The following is a 20,879-nucleotide window of genomic DNA, read 5'->3' as shown; positions in this document are numbered from 1 at the left end:
AAACACGACGGAGGACATCCCTTCATTAGCATAATTTTTTTCTAACGAACCGCACAAGTGTTATTCGCTTCAATTTCCACAGGGCAGTATTTTAACGAATCACAGAGGCGCTATTTCCTTGATTTATTGCTCCTGCATCGGTTTCAGGCAGGTTAATGCCGATATAACGCCACTGATGTTCGTTAAATTATAATTTCACAATTAATCAGCCCTATAAGGCGCGCTCGGTTCGTTAGCTCTACAACTCGTGAGAGAAACCATTTCGGTGGCAACCTCTCGATTATGCTTTTCCTAATAATGTTGCTATATTCTCTGCATTTTCTTGGATTTTTCTTTTTAAGTAAGGGTCGGTCGTGTCAGGTAATTCTGTTGGTTTATAAAACCTTGCTTCAAGAACTTCTACCCCATCCGGCTTCAATTCTCCCTCATACTCCGTGCAAATATAACCAATGACCACATTATAGTATTCATGCCCATTTCTTAATTTCGTATATAACTCTTTTCCTGAGAAGACACCATACAGATGAAGTTTCTTGATCTCTATCCCAATCTCTTCTCTGACCTCTCGCATTGCAGACTCTTCCACCGATTCGCCGAGCTCCATATTTCCACCTGGTACTCCCCACGTATCATCCAGATGTCGAACTAATAGAATCTCACCTGTCTTGTTCAAGATCAATATACTCGGTCTCACCAAAATAACAGGAGCATTGCCAACCATTCCTCGCAACGTTTCAATATAACCCATGGATTGTTCCCTCCCCTATGTGAAGTCAAAGTCATGGCTTCATTATAGATGTGTTATATATTTCCATATAGAGAAAGAATCTTTTCATTTTTTTCCTATTTTAAAACCCTTCGTTTGATAAAAAAGGATCACAAAAAATAACCCGTCTGCACAATTTAATGTGCAAACGGGCATTTCATTGGTGCATCACCGGCCTGTGGCTGGGGATGCTCTACCTGTGCATTCTGCTGCTCGCTGCTTCGCTGCTCCGCAGCAGATGCCACGCCATCTTTCAGCGTATACGCCTGATCCTGATGGAAAAAGTTCGGCTTCACGATCTCATTGCGATAGGAACTGTGGAAAATATGCGTTGTCGCCGGAGATACCGGCGGAATCAGCCACACCCAATCCCCGGTCAGCTCACGCCCAGCCTTCTCTTCCCGCTGTTCAAACATAGCAAATTGCGCTGCCGCCGTGTGGTGATCCACAATGCTCACGCCTGCTTTTTTAAACGAATGCAGCACAGCCACATTCAGCTCCACCAACGCACGGTCCTTCCACAATGTCGTTTCACTCGACGTATTCAACCCAAATGCTGCCGCCACCGCAGGCAATTTGTTATACCGGAACGTGTCCGCCAGATTACGAGCGCCAATCTCGGTACCCATATACCAACCATTAAACGGCGCTGCCGGGTAGGATATACCACCAATCTCCAGACGCATATCGGCGATCATCGGCACACCGTACCAGCGTATGCCAAGCTCCGCAATCTCTTCCCGCTCTGGGTGTTCAATCATCACTTCCACAATCTCTTCTTCGGGTATAACATACCACTCTGGCGCTTGTCCTTGTGCCTGAATAATGAGCGGTAACACATCATATGAGCTACCTGTTCCTTGCCAGCCAAGTGACATCGCCGCCTTGGTCAGTTCCACCGAAGCAGGATCTCCAATAATGCCTTGCTCTGTCTCATATCCTGCATAACGAATAAGCTGATGATTCCAGACACGTACCGGAGCTCCATTCGGCCCATCCGGTGGAAGGATCGTAATCATCGGAATTACTTTGCCTCCGTTGGATGCCATATGAATATGATTCATCACCGCATCCGCTGCCGTTCCTGCCGTATCGGCATGACGGGCATCCACGATCCGAAGTTTGTCCCAGAACAGCCGTCCGATGCAGCGATTACTGTTCCGCCAGGCCATTTTGCACCCCTGCTCCAATTCTTCTGTGGTATGCACATAGGTACCCGTTGCTTCGATCTCTCCCATAACGGCAACAAGCCGGGCCTGCGCGTCTTCACGCGCATGACCCAGCTCTTCATAACATGTATATATAAACCGTTCAGCTTCTTCCTGCAATTGTTCCAGGTCTGACCGCATCATTCATTCCACCATTCTGTACATCTTGGATGCCATCATTATACGGCAAGTGCACCGGATTTGTAAGCGAACGGACACTTTGTTCACGGACTCTACATATCGTTGTCAGGATGAAGGGTAACTTTGCTTATTTGCCCAAAAATGCGTTTAACATCCAGACCTCTTTATCCAGCGCAGCGGTGAAACCAATCAGCATATCTTCCGTTGCGTTATCCTCTGCTTCTCCCGCTTCGTGAATGCCTTGATGAATCACTTCCACCATTGTACGCAGATCAGCAACCACCGACTCTACCATACGCTCAGCAGACAAATGCCCTTGTGCTTCTTCAATTGGAGAAAGACGCAGCTGTTCAGCCATCGTAGCCACCGGACGTCCACCAATAGCCAGCAAACGTTCTGCAACTTCGTCCATATTCGCCGTAGCTAAATTGTACAGCTCTTCGAATTTGGCATGCAGTGTGAAGAAATGAGGTCCTTGAACATACCAGTGGAAGTTATGCAGTTTCGTGTACAGTACAGACCAGCCTGCGATCTGACGGTTCAGAACCTCTTGAAGTGCTGTGGCGTTGTTGGCAAAAGTGTTGTTTCTAGTTTGGATTGTGCTCATGGAATTTATCCCCTCTCGAATATAAAAATAGAATTTGAATTTTATGATGGATTGCTTTGGTTTGCTTCTTTTAATTTAGACTTAATCTAAATCTTGTTTTAATTATAACACTGCATATCCTGTTTGGGAAGGCTTTTGCACTGTCTTGTAAATGAAGATTCCATGAAGTACAGCTTCATAGAAACGTTGGCACACACAACTAACAAAATGGTGAAGGTAAGCAAACTGTTCCTAAACGATTGGAGCTATGATAGACTCATCTGATCAGATTAACCATAAATTAGTCAAATAGGATGATACCCATCATAAAGATAGTTACCATTATAGGAAGTTAACTTAGTCACTATTGCGGAGGTAAACATGAGGATATTTCAATTTAAACAAGAGTCAGGAAAAAAGATTACCAAATTTGAATCTAATTTTGTAATGTCACATATTACGCAGACTAACAAAGCAGCTCATATCGGATGTATGCACTTGGCTGAGGGTGGAATAGTAGGTTATCACCAAGCTGTGGTTTCTCAACTCCTTTTAATCGTAAGTGGAGAGGGTTGGGTTAGAGGTGAAGCAAATGAATACATCAAAGTGCATTGTGGCGAGGCCGTACTCTGGGATAAAGATGAATGGCACGAAACCAAAACTGAAGCTGGACTCATGGCAATTGTAATTGAAAGCGAGCAGTTAGACGCCTCATTATTGTTGCCTTTATAGAAGGTATAATATAAAAAAGCAGACCTGCTCCTAAGACGGTAACAGGACTGCTCCTTTAAACATAAATCTCCTTAAGCTTGAACACACTCAAAAGTCAGAATACGACTGATCTCTTCATAGCTCGATGCTACAAAATGGGGTTGATGATCAGATTCCGGCGCCGCCTCCCGATGGTTGAACCAGATAACTGTCCAGCCCGCATCCATTGCGCCTACCACATCATTACGCCACGAGTCTCCAATGTAATAGCTGGAACGGGGATCTGTCCCAGACTGCTTACTCACATATTCAAACAACCTGCGATCTGGCTTGGCATAACCAGTCATACCGGAGATGAAAATCAGATGCTCGTCCACGAGACTGAGCACATCCAGTGCTTCAAGCTTGCGCCGCTGATGCTCTCCTTCTCCATTGGTGATCAGACCAACGGTATGACCTTCTGCCTGAAGCCTTCTAATCAGCTCATATGCTCCTTCAAAAGGTACAATCTCGAACTGTCTTTTCAGATACTGTGCTTGCAGTTCTTCAGCCTGTCCCAACTGTAAGGGGAGTCTAAACTCCTCCATCGCCAACTCAAACCTACGACGACGCATTCGCTCCACCGCATCCGGCTCCGGTACAGCAGACAGATCTTCTTCTGCAGACAACCAGTCACTGTAATAACGAAAACGGTGGTAGGCCTCAGCATAAGGGAACTCATCCGGCAGGCCGAGAACTTCCTGCAACGCGCCACGAAGCGGCTGCAAGTGATCATATAAAGTATCATCCACGTCGAAAAATATGGTTTTAGTATTATTTATCTCATTCATAATCGTTGTCTATCCTCCTGCTTTGAGTCCAAACATTCTCTTCTTACTATATATCTATCCATTGGTTCCGTCCAAACAATGAAACATCGTATTATAACGATCAGATCATTACATATGAGCGTAAGCCTACACAGACAGGTATATAAGCAATTGTCTTATTCCAGTTAATGGAATATAATATATTAAAGACTCTTTTAAAGATTAAAAAGGTGGGATGAATATATGGATATTTCTGAAAAGAAATGTACTGATTGTGGAGGAACGTCTTTCGTACAAGCAACGGATTTCATTAATCTTCGTCCATTGGATAAGAAATTGGCGCTTGGCTCGGAAAGAGTATTCACGGTTTGTTTGGATTGCGGAGAGGTTCTTTCAATTAAAGTGAAAAACCCGGAGAAATTATTATAATTTAACAATGAAGCAACTGGTATAAAACATATAAACATAGCCCACTGAAAATCGCTAAGTTAGCGGTTTTTTTATTTTATGAGGACAAGTTCTTCTCCTGAGTCAAATAAGGATAGGCGAAATCGAGCGTTAGCTATATAAAGAAAAGTTCGTGGCTCTTTTATATAAAAAAAGAACACCCCTTTCCACAACATACATCGTTGTGAACTGAGGTGCCCTGCTTTATCTAATCCGAATTACTCCACTATCACACAATCCAATTGAAGGTACATCACAGAATGTGTGTATTCTAATTAGATTATTAACGATACAACCTTACCTGCATTCACATCAATCAGGCCATGGTCCGTGATCTTCAGCGCGGGACTTACCGCAAGGGAGTGAGTACTGATCGACATGATCGGGTTATAATGCACATACCCAAGAGACAACATGGCTGCTCTCAGTTCCTTCACTTGATGGGATACCACTGCAAGTGGTTCTTCCGTCAAAATGCCACCTACGGGAAGTTCCAGATGGGACAGCACCTTGCCGTCTTCCACCACACAGAAGCCACCCTGGCTTGAAATCACAGTGTTAGCTGCCAATATCATATCTTCACGATTACGTCCTACAACCAGCAGGTTGTGATTGTCGTGTGAATATGTCGTTGCAATGGCGCCGCGTTTGATGGTGTCTCCACCGATCAGACCATGTGCACGATTGCCGTTCACACCATAACGTTCGAAGGTCGCGATCTGCGCATATCCGCTTTCTTCCCATAACAATTCGCCATTCGCAGACTGAATCGGTGCAATATGTTCTTCCACAAAAGTAGAACCATCCTTCACCATCATGACACGGCATTGGTACTCACCTTCATCAGCGAGATCAACACCTGCTCCGCTGACTTTCGGGTCTGACAACTGAATTGCAAAATCTGCTACGCCAAGCTCCTCCAACTGCACACTCTTATAGAAGTGAGGTGGGAATTGCCCGGTTACTCGTTCTTGCTTATACGGTTCGGAATTGTCATAAGCTTTGCGGCCGTTTTTGTACACCTGATCAATCGAAAGCTCCTCCAGGTTGGATAGCAACACATAATCGGCCACCTTGCCCGGGGCCACGCTGCCACGATCGGTCATTTTCATCCGCGAAGCAGGGGTAGATGTTGCTGCATAGATTGCATCTTCAGGACGCATCCCCATCTGAATTGCTTTGCGTACGATATGATCCAGATGACCATGCTCCACCAGTGAATCCGGCATCACATCATCCGTTACGAAGCAGAAATGCTGCGCCACATCATGTTGAATCAGGTACTCCATAACTTCCGGGGTCATTGATTTCTCCTGAATTTCAATAAACATACCTGCGGCAATCCGCGCCTGTAATCCCTCAATGCTCTGATGGGTATGGTCGGAATCAATACCTGCGTAGATCAGTCGATGCAGATCAAGTCCAAGCAGTTTCGGTGTATGACCTTCGATCACCAGATCGGGATAGTTTTTGCGGATATGCTGTAAAATCTGGTTGGTCTTGCACTCCGGATCACGGATGACATCGACATAGTTCATGATCTCGCCGAGACAGATGATCTCGCCAGTGGCGAGCAGCACGTCCATATCTTCAATCTCGATCGAACCGCCTGTTGTCTCCATCGGGGTTGCCGGAACGGAACTTGGGATCGCATAGAACATATCCACGGTGGTGTCCCGACTCACAGCCATCATCTCCTGCACACCTTCAAGACCAAACACATTTGCCATCTCATGCGGTTCTGCGACAATGGACGTTACTCCACAGCCAATCAGACCATGGGAGAAGGTTTCCGGTGTCACCATCGTACTTTCGATATGCAGATGGATATCGATCAATCCAGGAATCATGTATCTTCCCCGCGCATCAATGACTTCGTCTGCCTGAATCATCTCAGATCCACCGGGTCCAACATATAGGAATCTGCCCTCGAGTACAGCAACGTTGTTCATTTCAAACCGTTTATAATAACTGTTATACACATGTACATTCATAATTAGTTGATCTGCACGCATGGGGCATAATCTCCTTCTTCACAAACATTTCACCGCGATCCGGACTGGACAATGAACCTGTACTTTAATCTGATGCAATGCACTTGATTGCGTACCACTGCCTCGTCCGGAATCATCGTATGAATTGTCTTCTTTACTGCTCTTATTTCCTCAAGCTACTCCCTACATTTACGACTACTCTACCAATACAAGCTTGTCCTGTGGGAAAATCAGGCTAACACGCTGCCCACTAAGGTACGGTGTTTCCATCTCCTGATTTGCTGTGAAATCACCGAGTTCCGTCTCAATTACATACTGATAACTGCGTCCCAGATACGTGCTGACCTTGATAATGCCCGGCAAGGCGTTCACGACATCCGCAGAAGTATCTCCACTAACGATCAGATCATCCGGGCGAATCGCGCCTTTACGAGCACCGGGACGTGCTGTTCCAGGATGCGCTGTTGCCGTAAACGTGCGGCCACCTGCATGCAATGTGATGAGTTCACCTGCATCGCTGCGATCCGCAAATTCAATGAAATTATGGAACCCGATAAACCGTGCGACAAACTCCGTTGCCGGATATTTAAAAATCGTTTCCGGGCGGTCGAGCTGCTCGACCAAGCCTTTGTTCATAATCGCTACCTGATCCGAGATCGAGAAGCACTCTTCCTGGTCATGAGAGACATACAGCGTTGTAATGCCCAGCTCTTGCTGAATCCGGCGAATCTCCACCCGCATGTTGAGGCGAAGGTTGGCATCCAGGTTACTGAGTGGTTCGTCAAACAAGAGCAGATCAGGCTCAATCACCAATGCGCGGGCAATCGCCACACGCTGACGCTGTCCACCAGACAGCTCTTGAGGGAAACGTTTCTCAAATCCATTCAGGTTAACGACTTCCAGGATTCGCATCACACGGGAAGAGATATCCTTGTCTTTCACCTTGCGCATCCGCAGGCCAAAGGCCACATTGTCATAGACAGACAGATGCGGGAATAACGCATAACTCTGAAATACAAATCCGAAGTTCCGCTTGTTCGCTGGAACCTTCGTATAATCCTTGCCGCCGAACATAAACTTGCCCTGTGATGCTTCCAGAAATCCGGCGATGAGGCGCAGCGTAGTTGTTTTGCCGCAACCGCTCGGTCCGAGCAGGGAGAGCAGTTTACCTTTTTCCAGCTCCAACTGAAAATCCTTCAGGATTGTCTGCTTATCGTATGCCACGGATACGTGGTCTAATGTCAGCAATGCCATAGCGTTCTGCGCCTCCAATTAACGTTTAGTAAAGTATGAAAATCCGCCCATGATCCGTTCGATCACGAACATTAAGAGTCCGGTCAGTACCATCAACAGCACGGAAATCGCTGCAATCGTTGGGTCAAAATAATTCTCCACATACGTCAGCATCTGGATCGGTAATGTGCTTACCCCTGGTCCGGTCATGAACACCGAGATGTCCACGTTGTTGAAGGACTCCAAGAAGGCAATCAGCACGGCAGCGATAATTCCTGAGCGGATGTTAGGAAGCACAATCGTGAAGAACGTTCTTACCCGTCCCGCACCAAGACTCAGCGCAGCTTCTTCCACTGCAAAGTCAAAGCTCGACAGACTCGATGCAATAACCCGAATGATAAATGGAAGCATGATAATCGTATGACCGATCAACAGTCCAAGATACATCGGCAGATGGTAGATTACGATCAGGTATTTCATCAATGTAAAACCAAGCACGATTCCCGGGATCAGTACCGGGGACAGGAACAGTGCGTTCAGCACGGACTTGCCTTTGAAATCGTAACGACTAAGTGCATACGCAGCCGGAACTCCGAGCACCAGTGCCAACAGGTTCCCCAGAAGGGAAATGATGATGGACGTCTGGAATGTGCGAAGGAAACCGCCTGTGTTGAAAATATTCTCATACCAGCGGAAGGAGAACCCTTCCGGCGGAAATTTGAGTACCGTTCCCGGTTCAAACGAAGTGACCGATATGATCAGAAGCGGGCCCAGCAGAAAGATAAAGACCAGCAGACTGAACAGGCCCAGCCCGATATGTTTCTCCCGCATATGTCTACCCCTTCGGATTTAAAGTTTTGGCCATTTTGTTCATGACACCGACGACGACAAATGTAATCACAATCATAATCGCGGCAACAACCGAGGCCAGATACCAGTCGTTGAGGGTCATGGCGTTCTGATACAGGAACGTAGCAATTACACGCTGCTTGCCTCCAAGGAGGGCAGGTGTGGTATACGCCGTCAGGCTTCCGACAAAGACAAGCACGGCTCCGATCACAAGTCCTGGCACAGCCAGTGGGAACACGACCCGGCGGAATGCCGTAATGCGCGATGCCCCCAGACTTTGTGCTGCTTTGAGCAGGTCACCGTCTATGTTCTCAAGCACGCCCACCAGAGAGATAATCATCAATGGCAGGAACAGGTGTGTCAGACCGATCATCATCGCTGCCGGTGTATACAGAATATCCAGCGGCTTGTCAACGATACCGAGGCCAACAAGGGTGTTGTTGATCAGCCCTTTGCGTCCAAGAATGATCATCCAGCTAAACGAGCGCACGACCGGGCTCGTCAGCAGTGGGAAGATCGCCAGTGCCAGCAAAATGCCTTTGCGGCGCGGCGCTTTCTGCGAAATATAATAAGCTGTCGGGAATCCGAGCACCACACAGACGATGGTGGTGACCACGCTGACTTGCAGCGTCGTAAGCAATATTTTCAAAAAGTATGGGTCTCTGAAAAAATGCATGTATCCTTCAAACGTGAAGGAGTTTTCTTGGAAAAACGTCGACCCGATCGTCAGGACAATCGGAATGATCATAAATGCCGCCAAAAACACGAATCCCGGCAGCAATAGCCAGTAGATTACTGATTTCTTCATCGCGATACTCCTGACTTGTAAATTTAATTCGAGATTGATACTTAAATACTCCGATTGCAGTACCGTCCTTCGATCCCTGTTATCCCCCGATTTATTGATTCAATTTCATAGGTGAAAATCGGGGTATAAAGGGGAACGCTTCGCTTCTCCAGATCGGTTCTGCACTCTCCGCAATCGTATAAATATCTAATTGGGGCAGAGCAGCTACGCGTTTAACGCGTTGATAAACAGTTCAAGGAAGCTTTCTGCATCTACGGTTTCGCAGACGAGGGTGTTGGGCTGCTTGCCCAAACGGTTTTGGAAGTCACATACCATCTGGCCATCGCACAGGCGGCTGGCGGTTTCGACATCGACGTAATAGGATTTGCGTCCTACCAGTTCCGGGGCAAGGGCTACGCCAACGGCTAGTGGATCATGTAACGCGCAAGCGCGGACGCCGTTCATTTGTTCATATCGGTTGATATAAATCTCCGTGCTCTGAGCCACGTAAGCGCGTAGTGCAGGATTGGTGAGACGCTCAATTGTTGCTTCATTTAGCAGCGTTTGACGCGTTACATCCAGTCCGACTTGAGTAAGCTTCTCGATGCCTGCGTGCAATACGATGCGTGCCGCCTCTGGATCAGCGTAGGTGTTGTATTCGGCTGTTGGTGTAATGTTGCCATGTCCGCGAACCACACCACCCATGAAGATGACTTCCTTCAATAAAGAAGGCAATTCAGGACACTTCATCAGCGCGAGTGCCAGATTGGTTAATGGAGCTGTCATGATCAATGTCAGTTCGCCTGGATATAACTTGGCTTGCTCCACGATAAAGTCCGGCGCAAAACCGTCCTCGGCTTGCTTGGACACCGCCGGATCAGGCAGCGCACCGCCCAATCCGTCCTGTCCATGTACCCGGTGTTCATAATGAGACTTGCGAGTAAGGGGTCCTGCCGCTCCGGCAATCACCGGAATTTCAGGTGCACCCGCAAGTTCAAGGATTTTGCACGTATTCTCTGTTGCCTGCTGGAGTGATACGTTCCCACAGACTGTGGTGATGCCGAGAATGTCCAGCTTCCGGCTTTTGACCGCCAGCAAAATTGCCAGTGCGTCGTCAATCCCCGTATCCACATCCAAAATGATGCGATTCAGCGCTTCGCTCATCCGTTCTCAACTCCTATACGGTAATTGGTTGCTTGCTGCAAATGATATAAGTTAAACATGTTGATCAAAGATAACTTTTAAGACATCCTGTTACTTGTTTTATTGTGCAATCTCACGGTTCCAGCGATCTGTCCAGCCTTTAACCTGTTGATTCACGAATTCCATATCCAGCTTGTTCAGCTTCTCAACAACTTCAGCGCCGTATGTTACGCCTTCTGCTTCTTCAGCAGTTAGTTCAACCTTTGTGTTAACCGGGGAATCGACTTTAGCTTTGGCAGATTTCGCTTGTACATCCTGGCTAAGCTGCCAGTTGATGAACTCTTCAGCGAGCTCTTTGTTTTTGCTGCCCTTCACGACATTGATCGTGTTCATAACGGCATATGCACCTTCGCTAGGTGTAACAAACTTTGCATTAGGCACGGCTGCTTTCAGATCTTTGAAATACATTTCCATGATCGGTCCGCCAGCAATCTCTTCTTGGGAGAACATGTTCACGAACTCGGACGTTTGGCTATAGAATTTCACCACATTGCCACTCAGTTTTTTCAGTTCAGCAAATGCCGCATCTTCATTAAACGTATCGTTTCCGGCTACACGGGAAGCTGCATCCACAACCATTGGGCCTGCTGTTGCCGTAATATTCGGGATGGTCAGGTTACCTTCGAACGCCGGGTCCCACAGGTCACTCCATGAAGTCACTTCTTTGGATACGAGATCCGGGTTATAAGCAATACCGAGCTGTCCAACCGTGTAGGCCGGGCCATAATCTTCACCAAGTGGTGCTTTGGCAATATCATAAATGTCATTTACATTTGGAATTTTGGAGCGGTCGATTTTCTCAAACAGACCTTCATCGATACCTTGTTGTGCATAATAATCAGACAGGTAGATGACATCGACATTTGATGTACCTTGACGAATTTTATTCAGACGTTCAGCGTTATTGCCGACTTCGAGCACGATGTCTACATTATGTTCTTTTTCAAAGGGACCAAATACTTCTTCATTGAAGAAATCTTCCGAGAAGCCCCAAGTGGAGATAACCAATTTGTTCGCTGCGGTTCCCCCACTGCCTGATCCGCCTGTCGCACCATCCGTGCTGCTGCCACAACCTGCAAGTAATACCGATGTCATTGCCACTGCTGCCAAACCGCTAATCCACTTTTTCATCATGATCCTGATTCCCCCTGATATATGTGTTTTAACAACCCAACCATTAAGTTGAACTAGCTTACATGCTCTGCTAAGCATTTACACATAACGGAGAGGACAGAAATAACCTGAAGAAGCGAAGCGTGCGCCTTTATCACCGGATTTCACCTTTATTAAAGGATCAAAAAATCTGGGGATAACAGCGATCGGAAGGTTGTTCTGTCATCGAGGGCCCGTGTAAATTGCGTTAGTTGAGTGTGTATAGTTCGACTTAAAAAACAAAAAGAAAAGCATTCTTGTATAAACAAGAACACTTTTCTTCGTAAACAAAGGAAAGCGACACCCGCTGCCGGTACATCATCGGTTTCTGCTTCAGAATCAATCCAAAGACAGACGCCATCATATGAAATTGTACGGAACCTGATCATGAATCGGCCATAACCTCTGTATACATCAACAAGAATTAATCCTGAAGATCCATCCTTAGGCCTGTTCCAGAATCACATTTGTGATTGCCCACTGAGTGGACGCATCATAATCCCGCAATATAGCTTCAATTGGCAAACCCATGTGTTGCTCGAGCTTCTCCCGGAATTTCTTCTTATATAAGACAGACATGCGGAAGTCCACTTCCAGCTTTAAGCCGGGGGCCTCCCCTTCCAGGGCGTCAGAGCGCGGTGAACGTCGGTGCTTCGCGTAGAAGGTCACAATATTCTGGTCAATGGTCACTCTCAGGAGAGTGGTGCCAAATCCGAACAGTTCCTTCGAAATTTCGTTATAATACTGGCACATCTTCTTCTTGCTCTCATTGCTGTCCAGTAGTTCCATGAACTCACCCACATCTCTTACTACCGTACATTCGACGTGTTAACACGATTGATTATACATAAATCTTCGGAAATGAGCAACCCAAAAGATATACTTAACATGTAAATTACACACAGAAGCGAACGATAAGACATTTACCTCCAAAAACAATTCGTCTTAAACCACAGTGAATTTACATTAAAATGCCTGCATGTCAGTCCTATACTATTGTTGCTTCTAAACTACGTTTTAATACACAGCATTCGAGTCTTCGTTTCAACTTTCTCTCTGTAGGGGTATTAATTCCTGCGAAACATAGACAAACTTCGTCATCAACCGTTAAAATGAGACACAATGTTGACATGTTTTTATTTTCTAGAAATTGGAGGCTTATACCATGAAATGTCCAGTATGTAATCATGAAAATGGAGATGCCCATTTTTGCGAGAGGTGCGGCTCTAATCTAACGCAAACAACCTCATCACCAACTCCTGTACCGAACCCGGAATCTGCTGCTGCTTCCGAACCCGAATATACCCGTTGGTCCAGCACACAGGCTACCTCTTCCCAGGCATCCGCTCCATCCAACACACCATCCGTATCCATTCACAAGGAACAGGCGAGAGAATCAACAGGTACCAATGACCATGCTTCTGCAGGAGACAATAGCTCCAATCAGTGGAATAATATTGTGCAGAATGAGAAAGTTCAGCAAGCCAAAGAAGTAAGCAAACAGTATCTATCCTATTTCCTCAGTGTATTGGCCCGTCCTTATCAGACGATGAAAACTGTTGGCGACCAGCATTCCCTAAACGGATGGCTAACGATGGCGCTGATTGCAGTTCTATCTTCTACATACTTCTTAATTACCTTTAGTCGCATAGGCATGGACGGCTTGTTCATTGGTGGATTTTTAAGACCGCTATTGTTCACCATCATTATTCTGATTGCCTCTATTGCACTGATGTACGCTATTCTGAAGATTGAAAAAATAACCTTCCGTCCCAAAACACTGGTTGCCCAGTTCGGTACATTGCTTGTTCCTGCTGTAGTATCCCTTGTTCTGGCGAATCTGTTTATTATCATCTCTTATTCCATCGCGATCTCCTTGCTTGCTGTCTCATATATCATTGTCTTTGTCGCTCTGAACTCGGTGCTGTTCCAATATCCACTGAATCGCACCAAAGCAGCCATCGACAGCATGTACAGCGTACTCATCGCCAATGCGGTCATATTCTTTATTCTGTATCGATTGCTCGGTGAGATTATTATTGGACTCATCAGTCTGATGCTTTCACCTTTTGGACGTCTGTAAAATAGTTCAGTTGGAATAAAGCTATTCTGTCCTCTACGTTTCGTGTAACTGGTTATTTCAATAAATATAAATTTTACTGACTCTTTAGATTTATATTAAGGCGTTCCCTGCTCACGCGGGGAACGCCTTTTTTTGGTTTTCCAAGGCAGCATTGCGCTGAGCATGTTTCATACACTATAATGTGTAGTGCAATAGGTATGTTCTTATTTACGTAATAGACGAGTCCAGCAACTCCTGTTACGTAATTAAATAATTCACCATTGCCATAAACACTACGTTATGTAGTGTAGTGTATTGATCAATTATTCTTTAAAGAAAGCAGAGGAACTCTCTATGGACATGACTCATATGAATCATATGCAAATGGAGCACGAGGCAGGTACATCCTACCTGTGGCTCATCGTAGGTGTAATCGTGTTGCTGTTCTCCATCGCCGCCTATATCTGGGCATCACGCACACAGGGCAAAATCCTGGGCCACATGAAAAAGAAAGAACGCGCGGACATCCACAAAAAAAGTCGCTCCCTTCGGCTGGCTGCACACGTAATGATGGCTGTGTCGATTATTACGTTTAGTCTGTTCTTCATGCAAGGGGCAGGTAAAACATATAATGTAGCTGATCTGGAGTCCAACGCGACAATCGACGTGACGGACGATAAATATTACGGGGCTGACCATACGGAGGACCCTATTCAGTATGAGATGAAGATCCCGACTTCAGGGCCGCATAACCCGCATGATATCAAGTTTGGATTTTACAACGACTTCCCGGGTTACAATTACCTGGTACACAATCTGGAGCACGGGGATATCATCATCTATTATCGTGAGAACGCAAGCGAGGATTTGAAGGAACATCTGAAATACCTCGCCAAATTCCGCGAAGCCGGAGCAGGTATTCTGGCTGTACCCAACAAGGATATTCCCGAAGGCAGTGAAGTCGTGGTGACCGCATGGACCAAAACGATGAAGCTCGACCAATTCGACGATGCCAAAGTAGGTACTTTTATCAATAAATATATTAATCAGGGACCTGAAAAGATTCCTGCCTCTGTTCGCCAGGGCGGCGGAACAATGTAATCAGGTAATCACTAAGTTATATGAAGCCCCTCTAAGGAGTAACCATGAGGTTTCTTCCAATGATGGGCATGGTCAATATAGGATTGAAACGAAACTAGCTCCCGGATCAAATTGACTCGGGGGCTAATTCTTTATGGACCGGATGCCGATATTTCAAGTAGAAAACTGTATATTGGATATACAATACATACGAACCAATGAAGAACGACAAACACGAAGTAAAGAGACAAAGAGACGATTGATTCAACAGATCAAGGGGGAACACTTTTACCAATGAACAGTTTGTTTATGAGGATCTTTTTATTTTTTTCCTGTCTGATGCTAGCCGCGGGTGCGGTTCTCGGCATTACCATGTACCGTTCATCGGCTCAACTGGTCGAACAATCCATGGGGATGCAGGCACAGGCTGTGGCTGAACGGGCAGTAGCAATAATTGACACCTCTCTGTATGCACCACTCAGTACCGGACAGGACGAGACTGCGTATTATGGCACATTGCGTGAGCAGCTTAGTCAACTGCGCGAGGCCAATGGGCTCAAATATCTGTACACACTTGGTACTCGCGAAGAAAATGGAACAAATACATATTTCTACGTTGTGGATGGGGCTGCTGCGGATGTGGCAGAGGATGACTTCTCCCCTTACGGTTCCGCAGAAGAGACCCATTATGAAGGAATGCTGCAAGCTTTTGAACAGAATGAACCTATTCGGGGTGAACTCACACAGGATGAATATGGCGCTACCATTACTGCGTATGTGCCGATCCATGGGGCTGACGGAAAAGTACTGGGGCTGGTCGGTGCGGATCTGGACTCCACTGCGGTCTATGAACTGATGTCCCGCAACCGTATGACCATGATCTGGACAGCCTTGGCTATTGTTCTGCTGAGTGTCTTGCTGGTGTATGGATTCGCCCATTACTTGACCCGACCATTGGTGAAGTTGAAGAAGTTAATTACCCAGGTAGGAAAAGGCGACCTGACCGTCAACGTTGAACTTAGTCGCAAGGACGAGGTGGGACAGCTCGCTTCCGAGTTCAAACATCTGGTTACAGGTACCCGGGATGTCATGACGGGCATCCGTCAAAGCTCCGATTCTCTGCTAGAGGCTGCAGAAGGTGTATCGAAACATTCACAGGCGACTGCCGAAGCCAGTCAGCGTATTGCCGAGCATACCAATCATACGGCCAATGGAGCTGCCGAACAGGTGGCACGTGCAGGCGAAGTCACAGTAGCCATGGAAGAGATTACGCGTAGCATGCAGCATATTGCCAATTCTTCTTCTATGGTCGCAGATGTCTCACAGGAAACGACCAATAACGCGGTGCAAGGTCAAGCCAACATCAACACGGCAATGGACAGTATGGACAAAATTCATCAAGCAAATGTGCAGATGGTGGCCTCCACCTCTCAGCTGGAGCAGTACTCAGGTAAAATTGAATCGGTGGCACATCTGATGAAAGGCATCGCTTCACAGACCAATCTGCTCGCACTTAATGCAAGTATTGAAGCGGCTCGTGCAGGAGAGTATGGCAGCGGGTTTGCGGTGGTTGCCTCAGAGGTTCGCAAGCTTGCGGGGGAATCAGAGCAATCGTCCCAGCATGTAACCGAACTGATCGCCGAGATGACACGCCAGACTGCCCTGTTGTCAGAACATATGTCTGCCAGCACATCAGCAGTCCAATCCGGTCTCGCTGTTGTTCAGGAGGCAGGCCGTTCGTTCACATCCATTCATACCGGAATTGAAACGATGAATGAACGTCTGCACGAAGTATCCGCAGCATCCGAGCAGCTGTCTGCCAGTGCGGAAGAAGTGTCCGCTTCCGTGGAGGATATGGAACATATCTCGCGCGAATCTTCTTCAAGTATCCAACAGGTGTCCCATGCTACCGGAAGCCAGCTGCAATCCATGGATGAGATGCGTGCATCTGCCGAATCTCTGCGGGTATTGTCCAGTGAGCTGAACGGATTGATTAGTCGATTTAAAATATAGCGGGCAGCTAGATTGTTATACAGATTGAACTTAAGAATATTCACACATGCCACTTCGATGACAGAACAAACTTCCAATCGCTGTTATCAATCTATATAAATCAGCCCAAAGCAAAAAGCCGCACGGCAGGGACGGGATTATGGGATCAACCCCATTTCCGGACACTGCCTGCGGCTTTATTTTTGTTGTACCTTTAAGGATGGCAAGCCCAGAGGCTGCCTGAATTAGTAGCGCTGCGGAGCAGCTTTTTTACCCAAATCCGTCATGTACGTAAAGAACGCTTCCGGATCGGTATCATACACCAGTTGTACTGGACGTCCGTCTGCTTGCTCCACCGTGCGGCCCTGGCTAGGACCATCCGGGATGACAATGCAGTTTACGGTTTTCTTCTTCACGATGTCCTCGCGTCCAACGGAAGCCGTTGTCAGCACATCCCACAGATAGTATGTGGAATTTGTCTCACTGTACACCAGTGGCGGACAACCTGCGTAACAGTTACCCAAGAAGTCAACGCCTTCGAAGCGACGCTCTGCTGCCCAGCGGTTACGAACAGCTGGTGTCAGAGGTACTTTGTTTGTGCTTTCCAGTGCAACCAGATCGATCTGTATGCCGCTCTGCCACACACGATAAGCCGCTTCCGGGTCCCAGAATACGTTCCATTCAGCTGTACCATCATGCTCAGGCTCTTCTACGTTACCACGCTCAAATGTGCCACCCATCCATACCAGCTTGTCGATTTTCTCTTCAATGTCTGGTGCTTCGTCGAGTGCACGCGCAAGGTCAGTCAGTGGGCCTGTGAACAGGAGCAACGTTTTGCCTTCGGTATTGCGCACTTTCTCGATCAGATGCTGGTGTGCTGGAACAGTAGAGAGTGGTGCTTCCATTTTGCCGGATTCATTCAGTACTGGAAGTGCATCTACATAGAAGGAATGCAGTCTCCACGCCGCAGGAAATGGATTTTTCCCTCTGGAGTTGGATTTGGATACCTCTACGGAATATGTACCGAAACGATCGATAATTTTACGGCTGGCATCTGTTGCTGGCTCCAGATATCCGTCTGCCGGAATAACCGATACGCCGGTTACATGTACATTGTCCATTTGCAGAAGCATGAACAGCGATACGAGGTCATCCACGCCGCCGTCATGGTTGAAATACACATTAAGTTGGTTCGTCATGCTTGCTTTCATCCTTCCCCTGGTTGTCCCATTGTTGTTAATTCTATCGTCTGCCCAAGGCCGACGCTTCCTCTATTATGTCCCAAAACACTTGGTTACGTAAACCTTCCCCATACAAAGAAAGCCAGGATCATGCCTCATCCTGCGGATATTTTACAGTTCCACCATTCCATCTCAGGAGGACAACGGGTTGAGGTCATCATCGTTCGGAAAATAAAGAAATGGACAGCAGGCTTCAAGCACCGCTGTCCATCTCACCAATCCATGCATTACACGGACTGGTTCTGTTTCTCCTCATTCTTCTCTGCAATTGGAACATACTTGCCTGGCCAGAAAGCCCATTTGCCCAGCAATGCGGTGATAGCCGGCACCATGAACGGACGAACCAGGAAGGTATCCAACATCACACCAACAGCTGTGATTATACCAAACTGCACCAACACCTGAATTGGCAATGTAGCAAGTACCGCAAATGTTCCTGCCAAGATCAGACCTGCAGATGTAATAACAGAGCTTGTCTCGCCAACACCTTCTCTAATCGCTTGACGAAGCGGCATCGTTTTGCGTTTCTGCCAGATGCTAGAGATCATGAAGATGTTGTAGTCTTCACCCAGTGCCACGAGGAATACGAAGGAATACAGCGGAATCGCTCCCTGAATGGCATCTGCGCCAAGTCCGTAGTGAATGATGATCCAACCCAGACCCAGTGCAGAGAAATACGACAGAACAACCGTTGCAATCAGATACGCCGTAGCTACAACTGAACGCAGATATAATAGTAATAACAATGTAATCATACCGATGACCACGGGAATAATGATCTTGGCATCCCGTTCTCCAGCCACTTCAATGTCATACTGTTCAGCCGTCTGACCATCGATCCAGACCTGACTGTCCACATTAGCTACACCAGCTTCTTGAAGCGCCTGTTCCGCAGTAGCCCGCAGATCTGGAATATGCTGCATTGCCTCCATGGAATATGGATTCAGATTAAATTCCACGTCAAAGGCGGTAATGTTGGCATTCTCGGCGCCCTGCTGGGCATCGCCTACTTTGCTAATGTAATCCAGCGATTCGAGACGCTGCTTCAGATCAGTTTCTTTGCCTTCGGCATCAACGATCACTTTCACTGGAGCCAGCTCACCTTGGGAGAACTGTTCACCGATGACGGTGAAACCTTCGCGGGAAGGCACATCCTCCGGGAAAGAAGACAACAGATCATACGTGAATTTAACCTGAGTAGAAAATGCCGCCAGTCCTCCCAGCAATACCAACGTAATTGCAAGAACGGTCCATGGCTTTGTTACTACAACACGGCCAATCCAGCTTTCCTTCACTTTGCGCGGGGCAGGAGCCGGTTTTCCTTTTTTCTTCGCACGTTCCACTTCCATCTCATGTGTACGTGGTACGAACGGGTAGAATGAACCCCGGCCAAAGATCGCAAGAAGTGCCGGAACCAGCGTCAGACTTGCAATAAACATGATAAAGATGGACAGACTGAATGGTACGGCAAAGCGATGATATGCACCATATTCAGCCAGCAACAGCACCAGTAGTGCTGCAACGACCGTGAATCCACTCATGGCAATGGCGCCGGAAGATCCGGTGATTGCCTGGAAGATAGCTTTCTTTTTATCCGGCTCATGATAGAGAATTTGACGGTATCTGGAGATCATAAACAGGCAGTAATCCGTTCCTGCTCCAAATAACAATACGGTCATGATCGAGATCGACTGTGCGTCCACCGTGATCCAGCCCTGATCCGCCATGAATCCGAGAATGGGGCTTGTCACCATATACGCGAATCCAACGGCAATGATCGGGATAATCGCCAGCACTGGCGAGCGATAGATCAACAACAGCAGTACTAAAACCAGTACAACCGTAGCAATCAGCAAGGATACATCGGCGGAAGAGAATAGCCCGCTCGCATCAATGGATATCCCTACTGGTCCTGTCACACGGGCAATCAGTGTATTGGTATCATCTATGGCTACATCGAACGGGTTTGACCCGAAGATGTCTTGTGTTTTTTGCTCAAGTGCTTCAATAGCTTCCTTCAATTGTTCCGAATCGGCACCTTCATTGAAGAAAAGTGGCATAACCAAAGTACTTCCGTCTTCCGAAAGCTGGCCTTTCAATGCCTGTGGTGGTAATTGATAGAGTGGCACAACGGACTGTTGTTGTTCTACCGGATCTTGATCCAGTCGTTCCGTTAATGCCTGAATGTTCTGAATCTGCTCATCCGTCAGACCGCCGGCTTGACGCCATACGATCAGCGCGGGCAATCCTTCACCGCCAGGGAATTCCTTCTCAGCAAGTGCAGCTGCCTGAACCGATGGTTTGGAATCACTTAGATCCTGCGCGTTATTAGTTTCACGATCACCTACAGCAGGCCATACCATGCCAAGCACAACGGCGATAATGATCCATACCAACAGTGTAATCCATTTGCTTCGTTTGCCGGCAACCCAGCGGCCGTAACCCGAACCTTCCTGCATTGTCTCTTCATCTCCCTATTCTGTTTCTATGAAGCCCTATTTATGTGATGGTGTAGTAATGAACCACGGGTCATAGTATAATCGAGTTAATTATATATACCGGAAGGTTAATTTTGCAATGCCTAATTTTGTGAACACTTCTAACAAGCAATTAAATAC

Annotated in this window: 18 protein-coding genes; 5 read left to right on the top strand and 13 right to left on the bottom strand. The window is 47.0% G+C overall.

Features of this window, described 5'->3' with window-relative positions; genetic code table 11:
- Nucleotides 1-280 precede the first annotated feature (280 nt).
- From NSQ38_RS07260 to NSQ38_RS07250, 3 genes are all read right to left on the bottom strand, one after another.
- Complete coding sequence (locus NSQ38_RS07260) at nt 281-748, bottom strand: NUDIX domain-containing protein (RefSeq protein ID WP_338588974.1); 468 nt, start codon at nt 746-748, stop codon at nt 281-283.
- Nucleotides 749-903: 155 nt separating this feature from the next.
- Complete coding sequence (locus NSQ38_RS07255; RefSeq protein WP_339790430.1) at nt 904-2,115, bottom strand: nitric oxide synthase oxygenase; 1,212 nt, start codon at nt 2,113-2,115, stop codon at nt 904-906.
- A 127-nt stretch (nt 2,116-2,242) separates the two neighbouring features.
- Nucleotides 2,243-2,722 (bottom strand): DNA starvation/stationary phase protection protein, encoded by a 480-nt coding sequence (locus NSQ38_RS07250; protein ID WP_339788200.1) that lies wholly within the window; start codon nt 2,720-2,722, stop codon nt 2,243-2,245.
- A gap of 360 nt (nt 2,723-3,082) precedes the next feature.
- Between NSQ38_RS07250 and NSQ38_RS07245 the strand changes: the two genes are divergently transcribed.
- On the top strand, nt 3,083-3,433 hold the full coding sequence (locus NSQ38_RS07245) for a cupin (RefSeq protein ID WP_339788197.1): 351 nt from the start codon (nt 3,083-3,085) through the stop codon (nt 3,431-3,433).
- A 71-nt stretch (nt 3,434-3,504) separates the two neighbouring features.
- On the opposite strand, the gene NSQ38_RS07240 is transcribed toward NSQ38_RS07245, so the two are convergent.
- Nucleotides 3,505-4,242, bottom strand: coding sequence for an HAD family hydrolase (locus tag NSQ38_RS07240; protein ID WP_339788194.1), 738 nt, complete (start codon nt 4,240-4,242; stop codon nt 3,505-3,507).
- A gap of 222 nt (nt 4,243-4,464) precedes the next feature.
- Here NSQ38_RS07240 and NSQ38_RS07235 point away from each other — a divergent pair, with 222 nt between their 5' ends.
- Nucleotides 4,465-4,650, top strand: coding sequence for a hypothetical protein (locus tag NSQ38_RS07235; protein WP_338588982.1), 186 nt, complete (start codon nt 4,465-4,467; stop codon nt 4,648-4,650).
- Nucleotides 4,651-4,943: 293 nt separating this feature from the next.
- Here NSQ38_RS07235 and NSQ38_RS07230 read toward each other — a convergent pair whose 3' ends face one another.
- The 7 genes from NSQ38_RS07230 to NSQ38_RS07200 form a co-directional block, all read right to left on the bottom strand.
- Nucleotides 4,944-6,683, bottom strand: a complete 1,740-nt coding sequence (locus NSQ38_RS07230; protein ID WP_339788193.1) for an adenine deaminase C-terminal domain-containing protein — start codon at nt 6,681-6,683, stop codon at nt 4,944-4,946.
- A 174-nt stretch (nt 6,684-6,857) separates the two neighbouring features.
- Nucleotides 6,858-7,916, bottom strand: a complete 1,059-nt coding sequence (locus tag NSQ38_RS07225; RefSeq protein WP_339167574.1) for an ABC transporter ATP-binding protein — start codon at nt 7,914-7,916, stop codon at nt 6,858-6,860.
- Between the two features lie 18 nt (nt 7,917-7,934).
- Nucleotides 7,935-8,726 (bottom strand): ABC transporter permease, encoded by a 792-nt coding sequence (locus NSQ38_RS07220; RefSeq protein ID WP_017691790.1) that lies wholly within the window; start codon nt 8,724-8,726, stop codon nt 7,935-7,937.
- Between the two features lie 4 nt (nt 8,727-8,730).
- The gene (locus tag NSQ38_RS07215; protein WP_036612869.1) at nt 8,731-9,552 is read right to left on the bottom strand and encodes an ABC transporter permease; all 822 of its coding nucleotides are present in this window, start codon (nt 9,550-9,552) and stop codon (nt 8,731-8,733) included.
- Nucleotides 9,553-9,756: 204 nt separating this feature from the next.
- Nucleotides 9,757-10,683: a nucleoside hydrolase gene (locus NSQ38_RS07210; RefSeq protein ID WP_339790427.1), complete on the bottom strand. Its 927-nt coding sequence runs from the start codon at nt 10,681-10,683 to the stop codon at nt 9,757-9,759.
- Between the two features lie 111 nt (nt 10,684-10,794).
- Complete coding sequence (locus NSQ38_RS07205) at nt 10,795-11,865, bottom strand: ABC transporter substrate-binding protein (RefSeq protein ID WP_339790425.1); 1,071 nt, start codon at nt 11,863-11,865, stop codon at nt 10,795-10,797.
- A 465-nt stretch (nt 11,866-12,330) separates the two neighbouring features.
- A complete protein-coding gene (locus NSQ38_RS07200) occupies nt 12,331-12,675 on the bottom strand; it encodes a Na-translocating system protein MpsC family protein (protein ID WP_017691786.1) in 345 nt (114 codons plus the stop codon).
- A gap of 376 nt (nt 12,676-13,051) precedes the next feature.
- On the opposite strand from NSQ38_RS07200, the gene NSQ38_RS07195 reads away from it, so the two are divergent.
- The 3 genes from NSQ38_RS07195 to NSQ38_RS07185 all read left to right on the top strand — a co-directional run bounded on the left by NSQ38_RS07195 (nt 13,052) and on the right by NSQ38_RS07185 (nt 17,041).
- On the top strand, nt 13,052-13,969 hold the full coding sequence (locus NSQ38_RS07195; protein WP_338588991.1) for a hypothetical protein: 918 nt from the start codon (nt 13,052-13,054) through the stop codon (nt 13,967-13,969).
- Nucleotides 13,970-14,302: 333 nt separating this feature from the next.
- Nucleotides 14,303-15,049 (top strand): DUF3105 domain-containing protein, encoded by a 747-nt coding sequence (locus NSQ38_RS07190; protein ID WP_339788190.1) that lies wholly within the window; start codon nt 14,303-14,305, stop codon nt 15,047-15,049.
- A gap of 273 nt (nt 15,050-15,322) precedes the next feature.
- A complete protein-coding gene (locus NSQ38_RS07185) occupies nt 15,323-17,041 on the top strand; it encodes a methyl-accepting chemotaxis protein (RefSeq protein ID WP_339788186.1) in 1,719 nt (572 codons plus the stop codon).
- 224 nt (nt 17,042-17,265) lie between these two features.
- On the opposite strand, the gene NSQ38_RS07180 is transcribed toward NSQ38_RS07185, so the two are convergent.
- Nucleotides 17,266-18,219: a nucleoside hydrolase gene (locus NSQ38_RS07180; protein ID WP_091035973.1), complete on the bottom strand. Its 954-nt coding sequence runs from the start codon at nt 18,217-18,219 to the stop codon at nt 17,266-17,268.
- A 269-nt stretch (nt 18,220-18,488) separates the two neighbouring features.
- Nucleotides 18,489-20,720, bottom strand: coding sequence for an MMPL family transporter (locus tag NSQ38_RS07175; protein ID WP_339788183.1), 2,232 nt, complete (start codon nt 20,718-20,720; stop codon nt 18,489-18,491).
- Nucleotides 20,721-20,879: the final 159 nt, after the last annotated feature.

The organism is Paenibacillus sp. FSL R7-0313 (genome assembly GCF_037969885.1).
GTDB lineage: Bacteria > Bacillota > Bacilli > Paenibacillales > Paenibacillaceae > Paenibacillus.
This window is presented reverse-complemented; position numbering and strand designations above follow the sequence as displayed.

What these genes read in the sequence shown, in the direction of transcription:
- NSQ38_RS07260 (WP_338588974.1), bottom strand. Translation starts at nt 748, where the DNA reads ATGGGTTATATTGAAACGTTGCGAGGAATGGTTGGCAATGCTCCTGTT.
- NSQ38_RS07255 (WP_339790430.1), bottom strand. Translation starts at nt 2,115, where the DNA reads ATGCGGTCAGACCTGGAACAATTGCAGGAAGAAGCTGAACGGTTTATA.
- NSQ38_RS07250 (WP_339788200.1), bottom strand. Translation starts at nt 2,722, where the DNA reads ATGAGCACAATCCAAACTAGAAACAACACTTTTGCCAACAACGCCACA.
- NSQ38_RS07245 (WP_339788197.1), top strand. Translation starts at nt 3,083, where the DNA reads ATGAGGATATTTCAATTTAAACAAGAGTCAGGAAAAAAGATTACCAAA.
- NSQ38_RS07240 (WP_339788194.1), bottom strand. Translation starts at nt 4,242, where the DNA reads ATGAATGAGATAAATAATACTAAAACCATATTTTTCGACGTGGATGAT.
- NSQ38_RS07235 (WP_338588982.1), top strand. Translation starts at nt 4,465, where the DNA reads ATGGATATTTCTGAAAAGAAATGTACTGATTGTGGAGGAACGTCTTTC.
- NSQ38_RS07230 (WP_339788193.1), bottom strand. Translation starts at nt 6,683, where the DNA reads ATGCGTGCAGATCAACTAATTATGAATGTACATGTGTATAACAGTTAT.
- NSQ38_RS07225 (WP_339167574.1), bottom strand. Translation starts at nt 7,916, where the DNA reads ATGGCATTGCTGACATTAGACCACGTATCCGTGGCATACGATAAGCAG.
- NSQ38_RS07220 (WP_017691790.1), bottom strand. Translation starts at nt 8,726, where the DNA reads ATGCGGGAGAAACATATCGGGCTGGGCCTGTTCAGTCTGCTGGTCTTT.
- NSQ38_RS07215 (WP_036612869.1), bottom strand. Translation starts at nt 9,552, where the DNA reads ATGAAGAAATCAGTAATCTACTGGCTATTGCTGCCGGGATTCGTGTTT.
- NSQ38_RS07205 (WP_339790425.1), bottom strand. Translation starts at nt 11,865, where the DNA reads ATGAAAAAGTGGATTAGCGGTTTGGCAGCAGTGGCAATGACATCGGTA.
- NSQ38_RS07200 (WP_017691786.1), bottom strand. Translation starts at nt 12,675, where the DNA reads ATGGAACTACTGGACAGCAATGAGAGCAAGAAGAAGATGTGCCAGTAT.
- NSQ38_RS07195 (WP_338588991.1), top strand. Translation starts at nt 13,052, where the DNA reads ATGAAATGTCCAGTATGTAATCATGAAAATGGAGATGCCCATTTTTGC.
- NSQ38_RS07190 (WP_339788190.1), top strand. Translation starts at nt 14,303, where the DNA reads ATGGACATGACTCATATGAATCATATGCAAATGGAGCACGAGGCAGGT.
- NSQ38_RS07185 (WP_339788186.1), top strand. Translation starts at nt 15,323, where the DNA reads ATGAACAGTTTGTTTATGAGGATCTTTTTATTTTTTTCCTGTCTGATG.
- NSQ38_RS07180 (WP_091035973.1), bottom strand. Translation starts at nt 18,219, where the DNA reads ATGACGAACCAACTTAATGTGTATTTCAACCATGACGGCGGCGTGGAT.
- NSQ38_RS07175 (WP_339788183.1), bottom strand. Translation starts at nt 20,720, where the DNA reads ATGCAGGAAGGTTCGGGTTACGGCCGCTGGGTTGCCGGCAAACGAAGC.